Here is a 20,851-nt window from a genome sequence, read left to right as displayed (position 1 = left end):
TCACCTCTCCTTCTGAAGTACGGACAGCGCGGCGATGAGTTCGGCCTGGGGTTCGGGGTGGACCTCGAGTGCGTCGAGCGGGGCGAGGCGGCGCTCGCGTTCCGCGTGCATCACGCGGTCGAGGTGCTCGGTGAGCAGCCGGCCGGCCCGGTCGCGCAGCCGCAGCGCGCCGTGGGCGCCGATCCGTTCGGCCAGCCCCTCGCCCGCGGAACGCGCCCTGCGGCCGCCCAACAGTGCGGTGGCGACGAGGGCGGCGACCGCGTCCGGATCGGGCGCGAGAGCGCGCTCCAGGCCGCGTACCTCGTCCTCGGCGTACTCCTCGAGCTCGCGCCGCCACCGTCGTACCGCCAGGCCGATCCGGTGTTCGGCGTTCTCCTGCGAAGCGTCCCGTTCCGTCAGCGTCGGTGCGCTCGCCGCCGGTTCGCGCCGCCAGGCCTCGTCGATGCGCTCGTCGGCGGCGGTGACGGCGCACAGCAGGAGCGCGCCGAGGCTCTCCACCAGGGCGTCCAGGAGTTCGCCGGCGGTGCAGTCCAGCGGGAAGGACCGCCAGCGCTTGAGCGCGTCGCCGGCGAGCACCGCGCCGCTCTGCAGACGGCCCCGCACGCGCGTGTGCTCGCTGTCGTAGGCCCCGTCGACGGCCGAGGTGAGCCGCAGCGCGGCCGCGTACTGCGCGGCGGCGGCGCCGGCCAGTTCGGGCATCCGGGCCTTGAGCGAGGCGAGGACGCCGTGGGCGGTGCGGGCCAGCGCGTGGCGGCGGGCGCCGGAGTCCTGGGTGTGATGGACCAGCCAGGTCCGCAGCGGCGCGACGGCGCTGGCCGGGAGGAGCCCGCCGCCCCAGGCGGACTCGGGCAGTTCGGGCACGGTGAAGCGCGGTACGTCGCCCAGCCCGGCCTTGGTGAGCAGGGCGCCGTACTGCCGGGACACCTCGGAGACGACCTGGTGGGGCACCCGGTCGAGGACGGTCACGAGCATGGCGTCGTACTCCTTGGCGGTGCGCAGCAGATGCCAGGGCACGGCGTCGGCGTAGCGGGCGGCCGTCGTGACCATCACCCAGACGTCGGCGGCGCAGATCAGTTCGGCGGCGAGAACACGGTTGTCGGCGACGAGGGAGTCGATGTCGGGCGCGTCGAGAAGGGCGAGGCCGGGCGGGAGGGTGTCGGCGGTCTCGATCCGCAGCACCCGTCTGCCGGCCTCGCCGGGGAGCAACAGGTCGTCCGCCGACTCCTGATGGGGCGCCCACACGCGGGTGAGGCCGGGCAGCACCCGCATGCCGCTGAACCAGTGATGGTCCTCCGGGTGGCACACGAGCACCGGAGTCCGTGTCGTGGGCCGCAACACACCCGCCTCGCTGACGCGCCGCCCCACCAGGGAGTTGACGAGCGTCGACTTGCCGGCGCCGGTGGACCCGCCCACGACGACCAGAAGCGGCGCTTCGGGCTGCCTGAGCCGGGGAACCAGGTAGTCGTCGAGCTGGGCGAGCAGTTCGTCGCGGTTGGCACGCGCGCGTGGAGCCCCCGCCAGCGGGAGCGGAAAGCGCGCGGCGGCGACACGGTCGCGCAGGGCGGAGAGTGCGTCGAGCAGCTGAGGCCGTACGTCCAAGGTCACCACACGCGAAGAATGCCCAATTTTAGGGGATTTATGAAGCATATAGGCATGTCTGCGCGCCGATAGGACACAAGGGACGGAAGGCGCGACTGGGACAGAGGCACAGCCCAGGCATAACGAGTGCACAACACCCGTAGCCCTGGAGGGCAAAAGCGATGCACGATTCGCACCTGCCTGCGATTATCAGGACCGCTTCACCGAACCTCCACATTGAGCCACGGAGGGGAAGCAACCAGGACAAGGAACCGGGAGCCCTATCCTTGTCCCCGGCAACGTCACGGATCAGCCCACACCCGGGCAGCACGTACGAGGCCACCACACCCGGCCCCCGTAGCTCAGTGGATAGAGCAGGCGCCTTCTAAGCGCTTGGCCGCAGGTTCGAGTCCTGCCGGGGGCGCAAACAACCTCTGACCAGCAGAAACGGGTTAGGGGCTTTTTCATGCCCAAGCCGCACAGCGGTATTTAGCCAAGCGCCTTGCACCTTGCGCGATTCGGCGTAGCGTCAGCCTCACCCCCCTCGGAGCCCCTCTCCGCGCACCGAGAGGCGGCAGGCATTCGCGTACCCGAATGAGGACGGTGAGGCGTGACCCACGACCAGCCCCCCTACGACATCGCGCCACTGACGACGTCATGGATCCGATCGCTGCGCGCCCGGAACCTCTCCGCGAACACGCAGCGGATCTACTCGCGCGCGGCAGCCGGGCTACGCGACTTCCTGCTCGCCTACGACCCGGCGGACAGCGAACACCGGCCCGCGCCGACCGCCTTGGAGGGGGTGCACGGAATCCACCGAGAGCACATCGAGGTGTACATCGGGGACTTGGTCGAGCGCACCTCGCCGGGCAACGCTCACCAGCACTTCCGCTCGCTGAAGACGTTCTTCAACTGGGCGGTCGACGAGGAGGAGATGGACCGTTCCCCGATGCGCACGATGAAGCCGCCGGCGGTGCCCGAGGTGCAGGTGCCCGTCGTCTCTGACGACTCCCTGAAAAAGCTGCTCGGAGCCTGCAAGGGCAAGGAGTACAAGGACCGTCGGGACACGGCCATCATCATGATGTTCCTCGACACCGGGGCCCGCCTCAGCGAGCTGACGGTACGCAGGCAGGAGAAGCTGGACCTGGACCTGATGGTGCTCCACGTTCTCGGCAAGGGCGGCCGCGAGAGGCCGGCTCCGTTCGGTCGCGCGACGGCCGTGGCGATGGACCGGTACCTGCGGGCGGCGGGGAAGTATCTCGGCCGCGGGCTGGTCCCGTCGGACCCGCTGTGGTTCAGCGTGAAGCGGCGCGAGGCCATGACGGTGTGGGGGGTGGGGACGATGATCGAGAACCGCTGCCGGGAGGCCGGCATCCCTCACATCCACCCGCACCAGTTCCGGCACACGTTCGCGCACCTGTGGCAGGTGAACGGCGGAGGCGACGATGCACTGATGAGGATCATGGGATGGCGGTCCCGGCAGATGCTCTCGCGGTACGGCGCATCGGCAGGCACGGAACGCGCGCTGAAGATCCACCGGGATCTGAGCCCCGGCGACCGGTTGTAGCCGCCGGGTCGCTCGCTCAGTCGAGGTCGCTCGCCGGATGGGGGGCGGCCTCGTTCGGCTCCTCGCTCGCGCCGGAGTGGTCTCGCATGTCGTTGCGGGACCAGCGGCCACTTTCGACGCCGTCCGTGAACAACTGCTGAAGACTGGCGACGATCGCCTCCGGAGGCCAGGAGAAGTCGATCGCCAGGTCGTACTGTCGTAGGCCGTCGCGGACGGCGACGGGCGTCTCCCCTTGTAGATCGACAGCGTGCACGAACACCTTCGGCGGCTCTGCCACTCGACCCCCATTCCCGTGTGCGCAGGCAACATGAATCGCACACACGTACGAAGCGCGCGAGGTTTGATCACTCTACGCCGAGTGGCCGTAAATAGGTGGTCACCCAAAGGGGTGAAGCTGAAACGTTCTGTGCATGGAGAAGTTCAGTTCGACGCCTGGCCGCCTTCGGCCTGCTGCCTGCACAGCTCCTCATAGAAGGCCTTCACGGCCGGCATGTCCTCGTCCGTGACGCCCACGGCCGCGGCGACGCGGTACACGACGTCGTCGTCTTGGTCGGCGGGGACTTCGAACGGGGGCTTGCTGCTGTACCAGCCGATGAACTGGCGGTGGGCGGCGTCAGCCACTCGCTTCGGGGCAAGGCCGAGTCCAGCAGCAAGGGCCTTAACGAGGGGCGGATTGATCTTGACGCCCTGCCCCGAGGCGATCTTCCATACGAGGTTCGGGCTGGGGCTATAGCCGCTCTCCGGGTCGACTGACCGGTTCGCGAGCTGCTCGAATGTGTCCTGCTTACCTTTGCCCGCGCGGGCGCTGACGAGCTGCGCCAGAGTCTCGGCGTCCCGAGTGCTCATGTCTGAGGTCTCCACGTCTGCGGCGCGCAGGGCCGGACGGTGTCGGCGTCGCCCGGCGGGGGTCCCCCGCGCCGCTGCGTCCATTGTCCACACCCGCGTACGCGAATGGGTAGCTGGCCTGCCAAGACAGGCTCAAAAACGACCCGCGTGTGTACGCGTAGGGGGGCGCAAGGGACGGAGTGAAGCCGCCCAGCGCTGTGCTAGACAATCGGCGAGCGCTGTGCTTAGCTTCCTTCATCCCCGTTCGAGGATGGGGATGGCAATACCGGAGGTTCTGTGTCGGCAGACAGATACCGCGTACACGACGGCGAGTTGCTGCATCGACTGATGAAGCACCCGCTACAGGGGGGCACGGTCCACTCGGTCAGGTCTCTGGCCAGCGCGACTGGCGTCTCGTACAGCAAAATCCAGAAGCTCGTAAAGGAAGAGCGCCCCACGGTTTCGGAGCCGGAGGCCGACGCCATCGCGGCGGCCGTCCAGTCCCGTCGGCGGGCTCTTTTTTCGCCCACTCCATCTCCATTCGGGGATGGAGATGAAAAAGAGAGGGAAGGCCATGAGCCCGCAGGACCGCGTACTTCGAGCCAGCCTCGCCGCACATGCCAGTTGGGCGAACACGCTCGACCCGGCGAGCAGGACGGCGAAGGCACGAGCCGCGGCGAACGGCCGGTTTGAGCGCGAGGCCCGGGAGAAGCACCCGGGCGCGACGGAAGCGCAGATCGTCCGCGTGGCCGCGCATCTCAAGAGCGCGCACTTCAAGCGCCTCGCGCTGGCGGCGGCGAAGGCCCGCCGCGCGAAGGCCGGCGCAGCTGCCGTCTGACCGCACGCAAACGGGGCCGCCCCGGACCTTGCCCGTCCGTAACGACCCCGCTCGAGACATCACCTCACATCACCGTTCTGAAATGAGGTTCACGTGGAGCAGGCTATCGCCCCCACGACCACCACGCCCAGACGAGGCGAGTTCCAGCACGCGAACAGCGTTGCCGGATCCATCGTCTCCTCCCTCGAGCAGCAGCCGTTCGCGGTCGAGATCGAGGAGGACTTCCCCTCCGGCTGGCGCGTCCACCTGAAGTTCCGCGAGAGCCGCGCCGCCGGCCTCTTCGAGTTCGCCGCGCTCGTCGACGTTCCCGTCACCCGCGCCGAGACCACGTTCGGTGTACACCTCGACGCCGTCGCCCGTGTCGAGACCATCGAGGTCCGCGGCAGCGCGCTGGTCAGCCAGGCCCGGGCCGCCGAGCTCGAGGGCCTGCCCGCCCCGCTCCCGACGCCCGATGCCTCGCCTGCTGCGCAGCCGGTGCCGCTCGGCGCCAGCGTCCTGGCCCAGGTCCCCGCCATCACCCCCGTCGTCCCGGCCGGCGAAGAACCGCCGCCGGACGACGAAGACGGCGACGACGACGCGCCGCGGTGCGTGCGCTGCGGCTGCACCGAGGACGCCGCCTGTGAGGGCGGCTGCTCCTGGGTCCCCAACCGTCAGCTCATCGACCTGTGCAGCAGCTGCGCGACCAGCGACGAGATCGCGGCGATGGCGCACACGCTCGCGGGATCCGAGGCCGTCGGCGGCGGCCGGTGACCCACGACCCGCGGCCCCTGCCGCACCGCCTGCACACCGCCCTGCAGACCGCCACCGCCAAGCTCGACCTGCCCCTGGAGACCCGCCACATCGAGGCCCTCGCCGACGAGCTCGGCTCCTTCGTGCGGGCGTTGTGCGCCGAGGCCCGGGCGGACGCCGACGACGACGCGCCGATCCGCTACGCCGTCGCCGCCGCGTCCGCGTCGGTGGACGAGCAGGCCGGGGTGGAGACGACCGAGTACGCCGGATGCATCCGCCGGATCAGCGTCGACGTCGACCACGACTCGCCCGCCGCTGTCCTCGCCGAGCGGCTGCGCCGTCACCACGACGTCGTCGTCACCGACGTCCCCAACGCCGTGTACCTCGGGCTGACGATCCGCCCGAGGACGGCGGCCGCCTGGCGGTGGTGGCTGAAGGAGCTGTCGATCCCCGCCGCGTCGGTCACCGTCCAGGGCACGCACGCCTACGCGGCCGGCGAGGTCGACGGCGTGGCCGTCCACGTGTGCGGCGAGGACACCGGCACCCTCCTCTCCGCGGACGTCCACACCCGGCAGGGCCTGGCAGTCGACCTCGGCACCCCGGCCGGCGCCGCCGCCGCGTGGGCCCGACGCCAGCCCGACGTCACCTCGATCGAACTGCGCGACGCCCACACCCTCACCGTCACCGTGCGCGCCACCTCGCCGGTGGAGTGGCAGTGGTGGCTGAGGGAGCTCGGCGTCGAGCCCGGCTCGGTCACATTCGACGGCGCCACCGCGATCGCCGCCGGCGACAAGGGCGGCGCGGTCGTCCGCCTCCGCGGCGACGACGTCCAACCCTTCTACGAGGACCAGGCCACGGCCCGCCTCATGGGACTGATCGCGAGCACCACCCCGTGACCGGGGCCGCGACGACCGCGCAGTGGCTGACCTGCGCGGGCATCGGAACCGGAACCAGCGCCGTCGTCTTAGGCCTGCTGAAACTCGCCATCGACGGCCCGCCCGAGTTCCCGTACCGGGAACCGCCGGCCGGACAGCCGCCCGCTCTCCCCGCCGCGCCCGTGCCCGCCGCCGCGCCTGCTGCCGTGTCCCGGCCGCGGCACGCCGGGCCGCCGGCCGTGGACGAGACCCAGCCCATCACCTGCCTGCAGCCGACACGCGCACGCCACAGCAAGGGACCCGCATGGAACTGATCACCGAGACCTACTTCGGGTGGAAACCCCTCGCCCACGCGCCGGCCTGCCCGTCACCGGTGTGGGACGACGTCCAGGTCCTGCACTCCGAGGGCGTACGCCCCGGCTCCTACAGCGCGGACCAGCACCACACCTGCACGCACCCCGACTGCGGCCACACCAACGTCTTCGACCGCGTGCAGCTGCGGCTGCTGTGCCAGGACTGCACGACCGTCATCGTCATCTCCGGCGAGAGCCTCGTCCAGGTCATCACCCACACGTCCGCCACCGGATGGGGCCAGCCCCCCACCGAGCTCGCCGGCGTGTGGCTGTGGCCCGGCCGCCCCGCCATCGAAGGCGGACAGCCGCACCAGTACCTCGTCACCCGCCAGGCCCAGGCCGTCACCCCCGACCTGCTGTACGGGATCATCACCGCCTACCGCGACTCCGAAGGCAACCGCCGCTGGATCGCCGCCGCCGTCCCCGCCCCCGACGGCGCGCAACAGGTGTCCACCCTGCGCTGGCGGCACGCCTCCAACGGCCTCACCGACCTGACCGAGGCCGCCGCGTGGATCGCCGACGCCGAGCTCCGCGCACGCCGCCCGCTGGTGGTGGCCGTCTGATGCGCGAGATCACCGACGTCCTGCTCGGCGGAGTCATGGCGCTGGAGTCCGGGGCTTTCCGCGCCGGACAGGTAGCGCGGCGTCTGCTGTCCGAACACCCGGAGCTGACCGTGCGCAGGGCGACGTGCTCGGCGTACAGCCACGCCGACACATGGGATCCGCCGACCTGCACGCCGACGCTCGACCTGCGTGCCGACGGCCTGGACGGCGTCCGCGCCTGGGCGCTGGTCCTCGGTGCCGAGGTGAAGCCCGACATGCGGGGCGGACCGTACGTGTACGAGTCCGGTGACTGCGAGGCCGAGGTCGACGGCGTCCTGGTCCGGGTGACCGGCTCGCGCAAGCTCACCGACGACGAGGCCGCAGCCTGGCGCAACCAGCAGACCGAGGCCGCCGCGGGCGGTGAGGGTTGATGCCACGCCGTGCCTACATCGAGCGGAAGTTCAGCCCGGCCAGCAAGGCGCTGATCGTGAAGGCCGAGGAGATCTGCAGGGCGTACGCCGCGCAGGGCTTCGACCTCACTCTGCGGCAGTTGTACTACCAGTTCGTCGCCCGCGACCTGCTGCCCAACAAGCTGTCCGAGTACAAGCGCCTGGGCTCCGTCGTGAACGACGCGCGCCTGGCGGGCCTGCTCGACTGGTCCTACATCGTCGACCGGACCCGCAACCTGCGAGGCCTGCCCCACTGGGACGACCCTCGGTCGGTGATCCAGGCTGCCGCGTCCGGATACCGCACTGAGCGGTGGGCGTCACAGCCGTACCGCGTCGAGGTGTGGATCGAGAAGGACGCCCTGGTCGGCGTGATCGCCGGGGTGTGCGAGCGCCACGACATCGACTATTTCTCGTGCCGCGGCTACACCTCGCAGTCCGAACTGTGGGGCGCGGCCCAGCGGATGATCGGCTACCAGGGCTCCGGGCAGAAGCCGGTGGTCATCCACCTCGGCGACCACGACCCGTCCGGTGTGGACATGACCCGGGACATCCGCGAGCGCCTAGCCCTGTTCGAGGCCGACGTCGAGGTACGGCGCATTGCGCTGAACATGGACCAGGTCCTCGCGTACGACCCGCCGCCGAACCCGGCCAAGCTCACCGACTCCCGCGCTGGCGGATACATCCGCGAGCACGGTCGCAGCAGCTGGGAGCTGGACGCCCTTGAGCCGACGCTGCTGGACCGGCTCATCGAGGACGAGATCGAGCTGTTCCGCGACGAGGACCTGTGGGACCAGGAGACCCGGATCATGCGGCGGGAGCAGTCCCTCCTCGAAGCCGTCGCCGGTCAGTGGGACGACGTGGCGGCCATGGTCGCCGAGGGCGGTGAGAGCTGATGAACCGCGTCGAGGTCATCGCCGCCGTCTTCCGCCACCCCGCACCCGTCCGGCTCCCGCTGGCCTGGGAACTGCGTGGCCCCGTCGTGCAGTTCGTGGGCTCCGGCACCACCGACCCGACCTGGCAGGCAACCCCCGAGCTGCTCGCCTCCGCCGTCGACGCCGGCCTGGCCCGGGCGGAGCGCGAGGAGAAGGACATCCCCACGGGGACGGCGTTCACTCCTCTCTTCACCCCTCTCCCCTCGGACGGCCACGCCCTGATCATCCGGCCCGTCGGCACCGACTACCTCGGCTCCTGCCAGTGCGGCCAGGCCATCGGCCGCACCCCACGCACCAAACCGATCGACCACCTCGCCGGGCTGTGGGAGCGGCACGCCGCTCCGATCCGCGACCAGGCCTGGGCCGACGCCCTCACCGCCCTGCCCGCCGCATCCGTGAACGGAGCGTCATGAACGAGCCCCTGCCCCACGACACCTACATCACCGCCGTGCTCGACGCCCTCGACGACGCCCGCCTGGCGCCGACCGATTGGCACACCTCCGGCGCTGAGACCAACCGGTACGAGACCGGCCCGGACGCCGGGCTCACCACCCAGCTCGACGCGCTGCTCACCTGGGACGGCGACGCCGAGGGCCTGAACACGGACGCGCTCGAGGACGGCTTCGTCCTGCTATGGGAGCACCCGGCGGAACAGTGGCAGTGGGCACCCCGGAAGCAGCACGGGGAGCTGGTGCGCACCCCGGATTTCCTCGTCTCGCTGCCCCGCTGGGCGGACCCGCGCACAGTCGTCATCGTCGTCCGCGAGTTGTTGGCCGGCCGCCCCGCCCCGACGTACCCGGGCCCGCGCTTCCGGCACCACGAGCAGGCGCAGGCCGCGGTCGACGCCTGGGCCGCCGGGGGCTGAGCAGTGCGAAGCAAGCCGCCGGCCTGCGAGTGGCAGCGCGTCGACCTGCACGCGCTGACGTACGCGCGGCTCTACCCGTCCGGCTGGTGGTGCGCCCGCCACACCCCCAACCGCCAGGCCGGCCGCCCGGAGCCCCCGCCGGGCCCGGGCTGGCCGATCCACCGCCAGCCCCCGCCTGGCCCCGACCCCGAGGCAGCCGCCCCCACCGGCACCGAGCACGAACAGGAACCGACGACATGACCGCACCGCACGGCCGCTGCTTCAGCCCGCTCGACATGGCCCGCCGCAAGCCCAACCCCCCGGCCGCCCCGGCACGCAAGCCGACGCCGGCCGCCGCGCCGCCCCGCACCGGGCCCCGCCCGGCTGCCGCCGTTCCGGCCAGGCCTCAGCCCGTGGACGGCATGGTCACGGCCGCCGACGCCGTCCGCCAGGGCAAGCTCCGCCAGGGCGAGTCGTTCCGCACCATGCTCGAACAGGGCGTGCGCATCAGCGGGATGAAGCCGAACACCCGCCTCGTCGCGCTCACCCTCCTCGGCTACGCCAACTTCAGGAACGGCGAGATCCACGCCCGCTGGCGCCCCACCCCCGAGCAGCTCGCCATCGCCACCGGCCTCACCGCCGACCAGATCGGCGTGCAGCTGGCCGCCCTCACCAGCCGCGGCTGGATCCACGAATTCACTCTCGCCAGCGGCCCGCGCGCCGGCGAGCGGTGCTGGCAGCTCGGCGTACCGGTCGCCGTCCTCCAGCAGCTCCGCGACCGCGCTGCCCGCCGCGCCTCCGCGAAGAAGCCCTGACCTCGTTCGCTCCGCCCTCACCAGATCCGCCGGGCGGGCGATGCCCCGTCTCGCCCGCCCGGCACCCAACCCGCAAGGAGAACACCAATGGGCCTCTTCGGCCTCGGCAAGAAGACCACCACCCCGCCCCCGGCTCAGGCTGCCGCGGTCCCCGCGGTGAACACCCAGGCGCTGAACCTGACGGGCATCAGCCTCGCCAAGGGCGCGTCCACCGGCATCAGCATGGTCAAGGCCGACCCCACCGTGCAGATCACCGCGCACCTCGACTGGGACGGCGGCACCTCCGGCCGCCGCGCAAAGGGCGCCGACCTGGAGCTGTACGTCCTCTACGTGCCCGCCGCCGACGTCAAGACCGGCTGCGACACCACCTTCAACGCGATCTACTACCGCAACCTGGGCCGCCTGCACGACGCCCCGCACATCCAGCACCACGGCGACAGCCGCGTCCCCGGCCGCGAGACCGCCACCATCGGCCGCCCCGACCAGCAGGGCTACGCCCTCATCTGCGCCTACAGCGCCGTCGGCAACGGCGTCGGCAGCTTCCGCGAGTACGGGGCGAAGGCCATCGTCACCGACGGCCGCGGCCAGACCGTCACCGTCCCCCTCTACGACACCGACCGCTACGCGTACTGGGTGGCGATCGCCCTCGTCGACTTCACCGGCGACGGCGCGGTCATCTCCCAGGTCGAGAAGTACTCGGCACCCGGCAGCGAGGCCCGCCCAGTCCTCGCCTCCGACGGCCAGGTCCTCATGGACGCCGGGCCGGTGGAGTTCAAGTGACGCGCCCCCTCGCCGCGCTCGGCGCCGCGCTCACCGCCGTGGCCCTGCTGCTGACCGCCGCCGCCTGCGACGACGGATACCAGCAGGGACCGGCCGGCCACGTCGTCGCCAAGGACCGCGACTACGAATGCCGCACCGCCGGCACCGGCAAGAAGGCCCGCCGCTCCTGCCACTGGGAGTACGAGCTCACCACCCGCGACAGCGACGGCCAGGACCACGAGTTCGAGGTCTCCTCCACGGTTTACGACGCCTGCCGCCGCGGCTCCGCCTACCCCTCCTGCACCAACCGCTGACCCACCCCTCGAAGGAATCCGATGTCCGCCGCCGCAGCGCTCGCCGCGCCCCGCCACATTCGTGGCGGGGCCGGCAGTGCTGCGCCCGGCGTGCTGCCGCGCCGCCCCGCACGCCGCGCGACGCAGATGGTCGACATCCCCGAACGCGTCTACCGCGGCCCGCACTACAGCGATGTCTTCGTCAAGGTCTGGGGAAAGCTCGCCGCCCTCGATCTCGACGTGAACACCGAGCACTGCAACGCCCACGTCGCCGAACTCGCCCGCTTCGCCGGTCTGTCCGTCCGCGACCTCGAGCGCGGCCTCACCGAGGGCCGCACTCCTGGACCCGACGGCCGGGAACCGGAGTTCACCACCAGGCGTATGACCCGCAGCGGCGGCAGGGGACGCACCGCGATCCGCTCCGTCCGCCCGGTCACCACCGCCGAGCGGTCCGTCCGCGTGCCCGTCACGATGTGCGACGCGCTCACGCCCCGGCAGCTGCGTGCCGCGCTCCTGGCCGCCCACGCCGAAGCCGACGGCCACGTCTTCACCGCCGCCGAGCTCGCGGGTGAGCTCTTCCACCACAACGGTGAGAGCAAGGGCACGGCGCTCACGGACCGCACGGCCCGCCGCATCCTCAAAGACCTCGAGGCCTCGGGCTGGATCGGCGTCGGCCACCGCGCCGGACACCAGGGCCGCAACACCGTCACCCTGAACCGCCATCCCCTGCGCCCCACCCCGCTCGCCGACCCGGCCCCCGACGCGCAGCCCGCCGACGAGAGCACCGAGCTCCCGCCCGCCGCCGCCCCGGCCGCGGGCCAGCCGAGTGCGGACATCCATGGCGGATCCGGTCCGGACGCCCATGGCGGATCCCTCGCGATCAAGGAATACAGCGGGGTTACTACTGACGGGATGGCGCAGGGGGTGGTGGGTATCCGCCGTAGGCGTCCTACCGGTAGTAAGCCCGCCGCGCCTGTGGAAAACCCCGGCGGCCGTGTGCCGGACACCTTCGGCCCAGGCCCTGGCGTGCTGCGCACGGACGTCCCGGCGCCCGCCGCCGACGTCCTCGGACCACAGCTCAGCAGCCAGGAGTGGGCGGCCGTGTGGGCCGTCCTCGCCCCGGTGGCCCACGCCCTCACCGACCTCAGCGCCTGGGAGTGGACCCGCACCGTCCGCGAGATCCGCTGCCAGCTGCGCGACGGCACCACCGTCGACCGCCTCGCCGACCGCATCGCCCGCCGCTACGCCAGCACCGAGACGATCCGCTCCCTGGGCCGCTGGCTCCTGGGCGTCGCCCTCGTCCGCCGCGGCTGCGCCGACCCGCGCTGCGAGAGCGGCGTCATCCTCACCTCCGACCCCGACGACCACGAGGCCGGCCGCGACTGCCGCACCTGCGCCTACACCCGCGAAGCCGCCACTGCACAGGCGCAGCGCATGCGCGACCTCGAGGAGAGCGAGCGGCGGGCAGCGGAGCGGCGGGTCGAGCGGATGCACGAGGCGCAGCGCCTGGCCCGCGCCGAGCAGTCGGCCCCGGCGAAGGCGTCGTACCGGGATCGGGAGCAGGCGCCGGAGTGGGAGATCCGGGCGGCGATCCGCACGCTCGGCCAGGCCCGGGCGCTGCACGTGTACGGGGCGCTGCGGGTGCTGCCCCTCCTGGACCAGGACGAGCAGGCCGCCCCCGCCCCTGCCGTGCCCGTAGCGCCGGTGGTCGGGCCTGCGTACGCGTACGTGCCCGGCCAGGTCCGCGCCGCCCTCGGCGCACGCCGTGTCCTGCCCGGCGGTCTGTCCGCCGCCTGCCCCGACTGCCGTGCGCTGGCGGGCCAGGCGTGCACGACCCCGCGCGGACGCCGCCGCACCGACGTCCACCAAGCCCGCCACACCGCCGCCGTGTCGAGCGCGGCCGCCACCAGCGTGGAGGAGATCTGATGCCCACCACACCGCACCCCACCCGAGGCGTCACCACCTGCAACCGGTGCAGCGCCCCGATCCGCTGGGCCGCAGGCCCGGCCAAGGGCGAGCGCACACCGCTCAACGCCATGCCCTCCCCGGCCGGGAACCTCGCCGCGCGCACGGACAGCCACGGCGGTCTGGTCGTGCGCGTCCTGGACGCGGAGTTCCCGGAGCCCGAGGCCGCGCGCCTGGAGTGGCGGGCCGTCGCCCACTGGCACAGCTGCACCGGCAGCCAGCAGGCTCCGGCTGTACCGCTGCCGCGGTCGCGTCCGGCGAGGCGCAGGCCCACCGTGCAGCCCCCGCTGTTCGGCCAGCAGCCGGGGCGAGGTGGCCGGTGAAGGCCCGCGCGGATGTCGTCGAGCTGCTGCAGGCCGGGCACTGCGATGCGGAGATCCACCGCCGGACCGGGGCTGACGTCCGTGAGGTCGCCCGCACCCGCAAGGCCGGCCGCTTCGGTCCGGCGACGATCACCCGGCGTGGTACGCGCCCGCACCCCAAGGACGCGCAGATCCGCGAACTGCTGCACGCGGGCCTCGGTAACAACGACATCGCCCGGCAGTTGGGCGTGGACCGTGCGGCCGTACGCCGCATCCGCGCCGACGCCCGCGTGCCGCTCCCGCTGCGTCAGCCGATGTCCCTGGACGCGAAGTGGGAGGCGAACACCCAGCCGTTGGAGGGCGGACACCTGGAGTGGACCGGGTCGCGCGCCAAGAAGAGCGGTACCCCTGTCCTGCGTTCCGGGGACCGGATGCACACCGCGGCCGCGGTCGCGTTCCGCCGGCGTACCGGCCGCGACCCGGTCGGCCAGGTCAAGGCCGAGTGCGGCATGCGCCAGTGCGTCGCGCCGGACCACGTCGAGGACGAGCCCGGCCGCGTCCGGCTGCGCGAGCAGCTGCGCCACGTCATGGGCATGGGCGCCCGCAAGCCGCGCTGCAGGCGCGGCCACGACCAGGCCGAGCACGGCCGGTATGAGCCCGACGGCACCGCGTACTGCCAGGCCTGCCACGGTCAGGAAGCGGGCGCGCCATGACCGCCGTCGACGCGCAGCGTCCCCCGGTAGAGCGCCGCGCCGCGTCCCCCGCCTCACGCCCCAACGGCACACGCCTCACGGCCGAAGAGCGCGCCGAGGTCGAGGGCAAGACCGTCGCGCTGCTGCTGTCGGGCGCCACCTTCGATCAGATCCGCGCCGAGGTGGGCATCACCGCGCCGACCATCGTCCGCATCCGGCGTGACGCCGGCCTGCCCGCCTCCGGCAGAGGAAGGCGCAACCCGCCGCCGCGATCGATCGACGACGCCCTGGCCGCCGCGATCGAGGCAGGCAGTGACGGGCACGCCCGCTGGAGCGGGCCGATGGCCGGCCGGATGCCTCAACTGTTCGCCGAGGGCGACCGGTTCAACGCCCGCCACGTGATCTTCGAACGCCATCACGGGCGGCCGCCGGTCGGCTACGTCCGCAGCGACTGCGGCGACCAGGCCTGCGTGGCCGGCGCACACCTCACCGACGACGTCCTGCGCAACGCCAGCCCGGAGGAGCCCGTGACGATCCGCGCCCTCGCCGACCTGCTCGACGAGATCGACCGCGAAGGCGGACCGCAGGCCGCCCGCGACAACCGCCTCCGCCTACAGACCGAGGAGTCCCCCATGGCCATGGCCACCGCCGATGCGCCCGCCGTCCGGACCGCCGCCGTACGAGCAGCCCCGCCCGCCGTGCCCACCGCGCCCGGGCCCGCCACGGGCAGGAGTCCGTCGGAGGCCCTGCCGACCGGGAAGCTCCTGAAGTGGGCGGAGGACCACCCGGACACGGACGTCCAGGCCACGGCCCAGCGCACACGCGCCGCCCTGACCGGCCTGCGCAACCGCTACGACGCCGACCACGAGCTGGCCGAGCTGGACACGGAGGCCGAACAGCTCGAGCAGCGCCTCGCCGAACTCCGCGCCCGCCGACAGGAACTGGCCCCGGCGAAGCCCCGGAAAAAGCACACCCCGGACCCCGACGCCCCGGCGGCACGCACCTGGGCGAAGGCCAACGGAGTCGACTGCCCGGGCACCGGCCGCGTCCCCAAAGCAGTCATGGACGCCTGGCGTGCAGCCGCCGACCAGCCCGCTCATTGAAGGACATCCCTTGTCGATCATCAAGAACACCCAGCCTCTGTACGCGCTGACTTGCGACACGGAGCGGTGCGCCGCCGTCGCCGAGCACGACGACGGCATGCCCTGGTACTTCCAGTCCCGCGACGCCGCCGCCGGCTGGGCCCACGACAACGAGTGGGAAGGGCCGCACATCCTCAACGACGGCGCGCCCGCCTACTGCCCCGACTGCGCCCGCAACCGGGCCGAGGCCGAGGCCCGCACCCGGTCGGACCGCGAGCACCACCAGGCCGAGATCAACGCGGCGATCGCCTACGCCATCGAGGAGCTGTAGCCGTGGCCGTCGAGTGCGAGCTGTGCAAGCAGCCGATCCGGTCCGCCGCCGCCCGCGCCCGGCGGATCGGGTCCCGCTGCTGGCGCAAGCTCCGCCCCGACCAGCGCGCCGCGATCCGCCGCGACCCCGCCCGCATCCGCGCCGCCCTCAGCCAGCCCGCGCCCGCCGTCGACGGGCAACTCCCCCTCGAACCACAGGAGCCCAGCCAGTGAGCACCGACCAGCCCCGCCCCGACCACCGCTATCGGCTCCGCCCCGCCGACGTCGAGGCACGGCCCTTCACCGCCGACTCCAAGTACCAGATCCTGCAATGGGTCAGAGAGTGCGGCGCCACCGCCACCGAGGCCGCCGCACTCGACGGCGTCCCCCTTCTCCTCATCAAGGTGCCGGGCGGAAACGTCCGCGCCGAACCCGGCCACTGGGTCGTACGCGACGCGGCAGGCGCGTTCTCCACCGTGCAGCCCCAGGCCTTCGCCTCGAGGTACGAGCCCGCCGTCCTGAGCCCGGCCGTCGTCCAGCGGCCGGACCTGACCGGTGTGCTGTACGAGATCGCCGCCGAGCGCGCCCGCCAGGACGAGACGGTCGGCGAGCCCAGCCACCCCGACGGCACCGGCCAGTACCCGGAGACCGTCGACGCGGACGTCGCCCGGATGGCGTGCGAGCAGGCCGCCAAGGGCGGATACCTGGACTGGCTGCACATCCTGCGCGCCGACGTCGCCGAGGCCTTCGCCGAGACCGACCCCGTCCGGCTGCGCGCCGGGCTGATCCGGACCGCAGCCGTCGCGGCCGGCTGGGCACACGCCATCGACCGGCGCGCAGGCCGCGGCTCCCCGCCACCGCCCGTGGAGACCACCGCCGGGGCGTGCGCGCAGCACCCGCACGCTCCCGTCATCGGCGGTCACTGCGGCGGATGCACCGTCTACCCGGCCGACGTCCCCGCCCCGCTGCCCGGCAGGGGGCGTCCGTGACCGAGCCCTGGAGCGTCCTCACCGTCACCACGGCCGTCGTCCTGGTCCTCCTCGCCGCCGTCCTGCGCACGGCCCTGCACCTGATCAGCCCCCGCACGACCGTCGGCCTGTGCGCCGGGGCCTGCCTCCTCATCGCCGCCTGGACGTTCCAGCTCGAGCTGTGGCCGTGGGACGTCCTCTCCGCAGCCCTGACCCTCCTCGTCCTCTTCGCCTGGGCGCCCGGCCCGGACCGCACCCCACCCGACGCCGACGCCAGCACGCGGGAGTCCTGATGCGCGAACTCAACTGCCCCGGCTGCCCCGGCCGCCGCACCCCCCGCCAGTACCTGTGCTCCGCCTGCTGGCGCACCCTGCCCGCAGTCACCCGCGGCCGCCTCGCCCGCCGCGACCAGCACGCCGGGCTGCGCCTGCGCGAACTCCACACCGCCCTCGCCGCACGAACCCCGCTCGGCGTCATCCGGGTCAGCCGATGAACCGCCAGACCGCCCTCGGCGCTCCCGCCCGCATCCAGCGCCAGCACACCAAAGGCTGGCGCGCCCCACACGGCGCCGTCTACGTCGGCCGCGGCACCCCGTGGGGCAACCCCTACACCCTGCGCGAGCACGCCGGCCACCACCTGGTGACGAGCCCCGAGCGCGGCGTCATCTACGCCAGCACCGACGAGGACGACGCGCGGCGGGTCGCCGCCGACTGGTACCGGGCCTGGTTCTCCAGCCAGGCCGGGCTGCTCGCCGCGATCCGCCGGCAACTGGCCGGCCGGGACCTCATGTGCTGGTGCCCGCCCCCGGCCCCCGGCGGCCCGGACCACTGCCACGCCGCCGTCCTCCTCGCACTCGCCAACGAGGCCGGCCGATGAACCGATACCGGCGCACCTTCCGCATCGCCCGCACCGCCGCCCTCGCCCTGGCGGCCGCCGCCTGCTGGTCCGCCGTCGGCCGGCAGTGGTGGCTGGCCGACGGGTTCGGCTACCTGGCGTTCGTGTGCGCGTGGATCGGCGGCAACTACGCCGGCCTCCACCGCATCGAACGCGCCCGCCACGACCGGGCACGGCGCGCGAGCGGGACCGAAGGACCGCTGCAGGAGCGGCCCGTGCCGTGCTGCAGCTTCTGGCGCAACTCCAACGGCGCCGTCCACGGACCGGACTGCGCCCGCCGCGGCGACGAGCCGCGCGTGTACGACGGCCGTCCCCTCGACGAGCGGGAGACCGCCGTCTTCACCGCGATCGCCGCCCGCTACGACCACGGGAGCAGGGCATGACCGCTCACCCGATCCCGGAGAACGCAGGCTGCTGGTGGCTGGTGTGCGGGAAATGGCGACGGCTGCACGCCGTCCCCGGCCCGCAGGTCACCGCCGAGCAGATACGCGACGCCATCGACGACTCCCGGCCGATCGTGCGCCGCGCCGTGTGCGGGATACGCCGCGGCTGGTGGATGCCCGGCCTGAACTCCCGCCTCGGCCGCCGCCGCTGCGCCCCCTGCTGGCACGCCCTCGCCATCCCCACCGGATACGGCACGCCCGCCAACGAGAACGACCGGTCGAAGGTGGTGGCTCCGTGACCGAGCTCGTCGTCTACCGGTACCTGTGCCCGTTCTGCGAGCAGGGCGACATGGGCCCGTCCACCGGCCGCTGCCTGCACTGCGGCGGCAACGGCCTCACGAACGACGTCGAGCACGTGCCTGCCGACATGATCCGTGAGGCGCCCGTCCCGCCCGGCGTCATGCGCAAGCCGTGCGCGGACTGTGCGTTCCGGCCCGGCTCGCCCGAGCTCGAGGACGGCGGCCAGTGCTTCCCCGACGACGGCCCGTTCTGGTGCCACCACGGCACCACCCGCGGCTACGGCGGAGCCAACGTCCCCCTGGGCGCGTGGCGTCCGCCCGGCCACGCCCGCGACATCCCCCTCGGCGAACTCATCTGCGCCGGCTGGTGGGCCAAGCAGACAGGCCGGCCCCTGCCCACCGAACCCTTCCGCGACATCGACACCCCGAAGGACCGCACATGACCCAAGCGCACATCGACGAGGCCGAGCCCTGCCGCCAGGTGGAGGTAGACGGCGAGACGGTCCTCATCCGCGGCGCCGGCGACTTCACCGAACGAGACATCGAGCTCTTCGGCGAGATCGTGCGCGCCGCCAAGCGCAAGCACGCAGCCGAACACAGGTCTACCGCCGCCGCGGAAACGCGCGCCGCACGCCAGGCCAACATCCGCAGCCTCCTCGACCGCATCGGCCGCGGCGAGTCCCTCGGCGCCAGCGAGGCAGAGCTGCTGCACAACCAGGTCGAGGCCGAAATGCGCCTGGGCATCCACGCCGAGAAGCGATGCGAGGAACTCCGCACCGAATCCCGGCGGCGCGGCAAGGCGACGCTGCAGTACGCCGAGCGCGTCCGCCAGGTGGAAGCCGAAGTGCAGCGCTGGCTCGCGTTCATCGAACGCGGCATGGACACCCACATGCAGTTCAGCGTGATCCGCGAGGACGGCTCGACGGAGCAACTCCCGTGCGCTGACTGGTGCTACGCCTGCCGCATCGAGAAAGCCGAGGGCGCCGTCGCCCGTGTCGGCGAGCTGCACCGCAAGGCCAACAACGGCGACACCTGCGTCTACTGCGCGCACGGGCAGCGCGTCGGCTACGACACCACCTGGCCCTGCGACACCATCCGCGCCCTCGACGAGCCCGCGCCCGGCTCGGCAGCGACCGACGTGACCGAACTGGAGACGACCGCCCGCGTCTTCGCTGCCCTGCGCCAGTCCGCCGAGCAGGACGTGAGCCGCGTCATCGCCCTCTACGAGCAGTGGGTCAAGGCCGGGCCGCCACCGATCGGCGCGCCGCTTGCCCGCTGGTGGGACGCCCGCCTCGTTGAGCTGCACGCCGCGATCCTCCCGCCGGAGCAGCCGTCCGCCACCAACCCGACCAAGGAGCACGACATGGAGCAGCAGGAGCACGCCACGCCCGTCGACTGGCAGGCTGTTGCCGCGCAGCGTGAGCGCGAGCTGAAGACCGTCGGTGAGCAGAAGCACGCCGCCGAGGAGGAGCGGGACGGCGCGTACCGCGAGCGAGCCCACCTCGTCGCCCTCCTCGCCGCCATGACCGAGGGCGCGGTCATCGCCTCGGCGTACGACGTCGACGAACCCGGCTGGCAGATCGTCTACCTCTACGTCGGCGGCCGCCAGGCCAGCTGGCACATCAGCCCGCGCGACGCCGACCTGTTCGCCCACGTCGAGCATGTCGACCGGCCGCTGCGAGACCGCGAGGAACCGATGACTATCGAAATCTGGAGCAATTCGGACCGCGAGTGGAAGCCCGTGCCGGGCGTCACCGACTTCATTCTGTCCTTCAGCGCCGTCACGGAGGCCGTGACGACGGTGACCGAGAACACGGCCCGCGCCCTGGAGAAGTTCAGCGAGGCGCTCCGCCGCGACATCGAGCCAGCATCCGTACCCGTCGTCGCCTTTCCGTGCCGCTCGCCCCATGCAGTGACCTGGCCACAGCAGTTCGGCAAGACCGCTTTCACGATCGACATCCCGTTCAGCGGCGCCCTGCGTCAGTGCTTCGAGCCGCTGTTCGCCGCGGCCCGCGCCCGCAAGGACCGGCGGCTAGCCCGCCTCGCAGGCCAACTCGGCCGCAACCTGGGGGCCATGCGCCACCAGTTCGACACCGTGGTGCGCGTCCTCGAGGCCGCTGGCATCGCCGACGGTTACGGCAACCTCACCATCCCTCAGCCCGTACGCCCGCCCGTCCAGCCGCCGGTCGCCTCCGAGCTCGTGCCCGTCTACGCCGCCCCGTTCGAGCAGCTCGCTCGCCCGTCCGGCAGCCGACCCGCAGCCACCTGGTGCAGCTGGAAGTCGCGCCCTCAACACAACCACTCATGAGCCGCTGCGAGTTCACCGACCTCGAGCAGAGCACGTGCGCGCACTGCCGACCGTCGGCCGAGCCGGACCAGCGGCCGGCCGGCCGCTGGTTCCACGCCGTCCACCCCGGCGCGTGCGCCGACTGCCGTACGCGGTTCACCGCAGGGACCCCGATCCGCATGCAGATCCCGGCCGGCTGGATCGCCGACTGCTGCGACACCCCCACCTGGTGAACCCCGCCGGGCTCGCCTCACGCGAGCCCGGCGCCCCA

32 protein-coding genes and 1 tRNA gene are annotated in these 20,851 nt (G+C 72.6%); 30 read left to right on the top strand and 3 right to left on the bottom strand.

Annotated features, from left to right (window positions below; all coding sequences use genetic code 11):
• Positions 1-1,608, bottom strand: coding sequence for a dynamin family protein (locus AB0J04_RS10025; protein ID WP_363167877.1), 1,608 nt, complete (start codon positions 1,606-1,608; stop codon positions 1-3).
• 321 nt (positions 1,609-1,929) lie between these two features.
• On the opposite strand from AB0J04_RS10025, the gene AB0J04_RS10020 reads away from it, so the two are divergent.
• Positions 1,930-2,002 (top strand) — tRNA-Arg (locus tag AB0J04_RS10020).
• 186 nt (positions 2,003-2,188) lie between these two features.
• The gene (locus AB0J04_RS10015) at positions 2,189-3,145 is read left to right on the top strand and encodes a tyrosine-type recombinase/integrase (RefSeq protein WP_363167876.1); all 957 of its coding nucleotides are present in this window, start codon (positions 2,189-2,191) and stop codon (positions 3,143-3,145) included.
• Positions 3,146-3,161: 16 nt separating this feature from the next.
• On the opposite strand, the gene AB0J04_RS10010 is transcribed toward AB0J04_RS10015, so the two are convergent.
• Together AB0J04_RS10010 and AB0J04_RS10005 are read right to left on the bottom strand one after the other, a co-directional pair.
• Positions 3,162-3,422, bottom strand: coding sequence for a hypothetical protein (locus AB0J04_RS10010; protein WP_363167875.1), 261 nt, complete (start codon positions 3,420-3,422; stop codon positions 3,162-3,164).
• 143 nt (positions 3,423-3,565) lie between these two features.
• Positions 3,566-3,991: a hypothetical protein gene (locus tag AB0J04_RS10005; RefSeq protein WP_363167874.1), complete on the bottom strand. Its 426-nt coding sequence runs from the start codon at positions 3,989-3,991 to the stop codon at positions 3,566-3,568.
• Between the two features lie 553 nt (positions 3,992-4,544).
• On the opposite strand from AB0J04_RS10005, the gene AB0J04_RS10000 reads away from it, so the two are divergent.
• The 28 genes from AB0J04_RS10000 to AB0J04_RS09865 all read left to right on the top strand — a co-directional run bounded on the left by AB0J04_RS10000 (position 4,545) and on the right by AB0J04_RS09865 (position 20,813).
• Entirely contained in the window at positions 4,545-4,808 is a 264-nt protein-coding gene (locus AB0J04_RS10000; protein WP_363167873.1) for a hypothetical protein, read from the top strand.
• Positions 4,809-4,901: 93 nt separating this feature from the next.
• Positions 4,902-5,558 (top strand): hypothetical protein, encoded by a 657-nt coding sequence (locus AB0J04_RS09995; protein WP_363167872.1) that lies wholly within the window; start codon positions 4,902-4,904, stop codon positions 5,556-5,558.
• Positions 5,555-6,433 (top strand): hypothetical protein, encoded by an 879-nt coding sequence (locus tag AB0J04_RS09990; RefSeq protein WP_363167871.1) that lies wholly within the window; start codon positions 5,555-5,557, stop codon positions 6,431-6,433. Before AB0J04_RS09995 ends, AB0J04_RS09990 begins: the two co-directional genes overlap by 4 nt.
• The gene (locus AB0J04_RS09985) at positions 6,430-6,726 is read left to right on the top strand and encodes a hypothetical protein (RefSeq protein WP_363167870.1); all 297 of its coding nucleotides are present in this window, start codon (positions 6,430-6,432) and stop codon (positions 6,724-6,726) included. The genes AB0J04_RS09990 and AB0J04_RS09985 overlap by 4 nt, the downstream gene beginning before the upstream one ends.
• Entirely contained in the window at positions 6,717-7,328 is a 612-nt protein-coding gene (locus AB0J04_RS09980) for a hypothetical protein (protein WP_363167869.1), read from the top strand. Before AB0J04_RS09985 ends, AB0J04_RS09980 begins: the two co-directional genes overlap by 10 nt.
• On the top strand, positions 7,328-7,738 hold the full coding sequence (locus tag AB0J04_RS09975; RefSeq protein WP_363167868.1) for a hypothetical protein: 411 nt from the start codon (positions 7,328-7,330) through the stop codon (positions 7,736-7,738). Before AB0J04_RS09980 ends, AB0J04_RS09975 begins: the two co-directional genes overlap by 1 nt.
• Complete coding sequence (locus AB0J04_RS09970; protein ID WP_363167867.1) at positions 7,738-8,649, top strand: hypothetical protein; 912 nt, start codon at positions 7,738-7,740, stop codon at positions 8,647-8,649. The genes AB0J04_RS09975 and AB0J04_RS09970 overlap by 1 nt, the downstream gene beginning before the upstream one ends.
• Positions 8,649-9,101, top strand: coding sequence for a hypothetical protein (locus tag AB0J04_RS09965; protein ID WP_363167866.1), 453 nt, complete (start codon positions 8,649-8,651; stop codon positions 9,099-9,101). Before AB0J04_RS09970 ends, AB0J04_RS09965 begins: the two co-directional genes overlap by 1 nt.
• A complete protein-coding gene (locus tag AB0J04_RS09960; RefSeq protein ID WP_363167865.1) occupies positions 9,098-9,553 on the top strand; it encodes a hypothetical protein in 456 nt (151 codons plus the stop codon). Before AB0J04_RS09965 ends, AB0J04_RS09960 begins: the two co-directional genes overlap by 4 nt.
• Before the next feature lie 3 nt (positions 9,554-9,556).
• Positions 9,557-9,793 (top strand): hypothetical protein, encoded by a 237-nt coding sequence (locus tag AB0J04_RS09955; RefSeq protein WP_363167864.1) that lies wholly within the window; start codon positions 9,557-9,559, stop codon positions 9,791-9,793.
• Positions 9,790-10,347 carry a hypothetical protein gene (locus AB0J04_RS09950; RefSeq protein ID WP_363167863.1) on the top strand — a complete coding sequence of 186 codons (558 nt, stop codon included), beginning with the start codon at positions 9,790-9,792 and terminating at the stop codon, positions 10,345-10,347. The genes AB0J04_RS09955 and AB0J04_RS09950 overlap by 4 nt, the downstream gene beginning before the upstream one ends.
• Before the next feature lie 87 nt (positions 10,348-10,434).
• Entirely contained in the window at positions 10,435-11,127 is a 693-nt protein-coding gene (locus AB0J04_RS09945; protein WP_363167862.1) for a hypothetical protein, read from the top strand.
• Entirely contained in the window at positions 11,124-11,420 is a 297-nt protein-coding gene (locus tag AB0J04_RS09940) for a hypothetical protein (protein ID WP_363167861.1), read from the top strand. Before AB0J04_RS09945 ends, AB0J04_RS09940 begins: the two co-directional genes overlap by 4 nt.
• 21 nt (positions 11,421-11,441) lie before the next feature.
• Positions 11,442-13,325, top strand: a complete 1,884-nt coding sequence (locus tag AB0J04_RS09935; RefSeq protein WP_363167860.1) for a hypothetical protein — start codon at positions 11,442-11,444, stop codon at positions 13,323-13,325.
• Entirely contained in the window at positions 13,325-13,687 is a 363-nt protein-coding gene (locus AB0J04_RS09930; protein WP_363167859.1) for a hypothetical protein, read from the top strand. Before AB0J04_RS09935 ends, AB0J04_RS09930 begins: the two co-directional genes overlap by 1 nt.
• Positions 13,684-14,379, top strand: a complete 696-nt coding sequence (locus tag AB0J04_RS09925; RefSeq protein ID WP_363167858.1) for a hypothetical protein — start codon at positions 13,684-13,686, stop codon at positions 14,377-14,379. Before AB0J04_RS09930 ends, AB0J04_RS09925 begins: the two co-directional genes overlap by 4 nt.
• A complete protein-coding gene (locus AB0J04_RS09920; RefSeq protein ID WP_363167857.1) occupies positions 14,376-15,461 on the top strand; it encodes a histone-like nucleoid-structuring protein Lsr2 in 1,086 nt (361 codons plus the stop codon). The genes AB0J04_RS09925 and AB0J04_RS09920 overlap by 4 nt, the downstream gene beginning before the upstream one ends.
• A 10-nt stretch (positions 15,462-15,471) precedes the next feature.
• Positions 15,472-15,771 carry a hypothetical protein gene (locus AB0J04_RS09915; RefSeq protein WP_363167856.1) on the top strand — a complete coding sequence of 100 codons (300 nt, stop codon included), beginning with the start codon at positions 15,472-15,474 and terminating at the stop codon, positions 15,769-15,771.
• A gap of 2 nt (positions 15,772-15,773) precedes the next feature.
• Positions 15,774-15,983: a hypothetical protein gene (locus AB0J04_RS09910; protein ID WP_363167855.1), complete on the top strand. Its 210-nt coding sequence runs from the start codon at positions 15,774-15,776 to the stop codon at positions 15,981-15,983.
• Complete coding sequence (locus AB0J04_RS09905) at positions 15,980-16,738, top strand: hypothetical protein (protein WP_363167854.1); 759 nt, start codon at positions 15,980-15,982, stop codon at positions 16,736-16,738. Before AB0J04_RS09910 ends, AB0J04_RS09905 begins: the two co-directional genes overlap by 4 nt.
• Entirely contained in the window at positions 16,735-17,010 is a 276-nt protein-coding gene (locus AB0J04_RS09900) for a hypothetical protein (RefSeq protein ID WP_363167853.1), read from the top strand. The genes AB0J04_RS09905 and AB0J04_RS09900 overlap by 4 nt, the downstream gene beginning before the upstream one ends.
• On the top strand, positions 17,010-17,210 hold the full coding sequence (locus AB0J04_RS09895; protein WP_363167852.1) for a hypothetical protein: 201 nt from the start codon (positions 17,010-17,012) through the stop codon (positions 17,208-17,210). Before AB0J04_RS09900 ends, AB0J04_RS09895 begins: the two co-directional genes overlap by 1 nt.
• Entirely contained in the window at positions 17,207-17,593 is a 387-nt protein-coding gene (locus AB0J04_RS09890; protein ID WP_363167851.1) for a DUF4326 domain-containing protein, read from the top strand. Before AB0J04_RS09895 ends, AB0J04_RS09890 begins: the two co-directional genes overlap by 4 nt.
• Complete coding sequence (locus tag AB0J04_RS09885) at positions 17,590-17,994, top strand: hypothetical protein (protein WP_363167850.1); 405 nt, start codon at positions 17,590-17,592, stop codon at positions 17,992-17,994. The genes AB0J04_RS09890 and AB0J04_RS09885 overlap by 4 nt, the downstream gene beginning before the upstream one ends.
• Positions 17,991-18,293, top strand: coding sequence for a hypothetical protein (locus AB0J04_RS09880; RefSeq protein WP_363167849.1), 303 nt, complete (start codon positions 17,991-17,993; stop codon positions 18,291-18,293). The genes AB0J04_RS09885 and AB0J04_RS09880 overlap by 4 nt, the downstream gene beginning before the upstream one ends.
• Entirely contained in the window at positions 18,290-18,736 is a 447-nt protein-coding gene (locus tag AB0J04_RS09875; RefSeq protein ID WP_363167848.1) for a hypothetical protein, read from the top strand. The genes AB0J04_RS09880 and AB0J04_RS09875 overlap by 4 nt, the downstream gene beginning before the upstream one ends.
• Positions 18,733-20,601, top strand: a complete 1,869-nt coding sequence (locus AB0J04_RS09870) for a hypothetical protein (RefSeq protein WP_363167847.1) — start codon at positions 18,733-18,735, stop codon at positions 20,599-20,601. The genes AB0J04_RS09875 and AB0J04_RS09870 overlap by 4 nt, the downstream gene beginning before the upstream one ends.
• Positions 20,598-20,813, top strand: a complete 216-nt coding sequence (locus tag AB0J04_RS09865; protein ID WP_363167846.1) for a hypothetical protein — start codon at positions 20,598-20,600, stop codon at positions 20,811-20,813. Before AB0J04_RS09870 ends, AB0J04_RS09865 begins: the two co-directional genes overlap by 4 nt.
• Positions 20,814-20,851 lie beyond the last annotated feature (38 nt).

It is taken from the genome of Streptomyces sp. NPDC050263 (genome assembly GCF_040655955.1).
In the GTDB taxonomy this organism is placed as follows: Bacteria; Actinomycetota; Actinomycetes; order Streptomycetales; family Streptomycetaceae; genus Streptomyces.
Note: the sequence above shows the minus strand (reverse complement) of the source record. Positions and strands in the feature narration are given on the sequence as shown.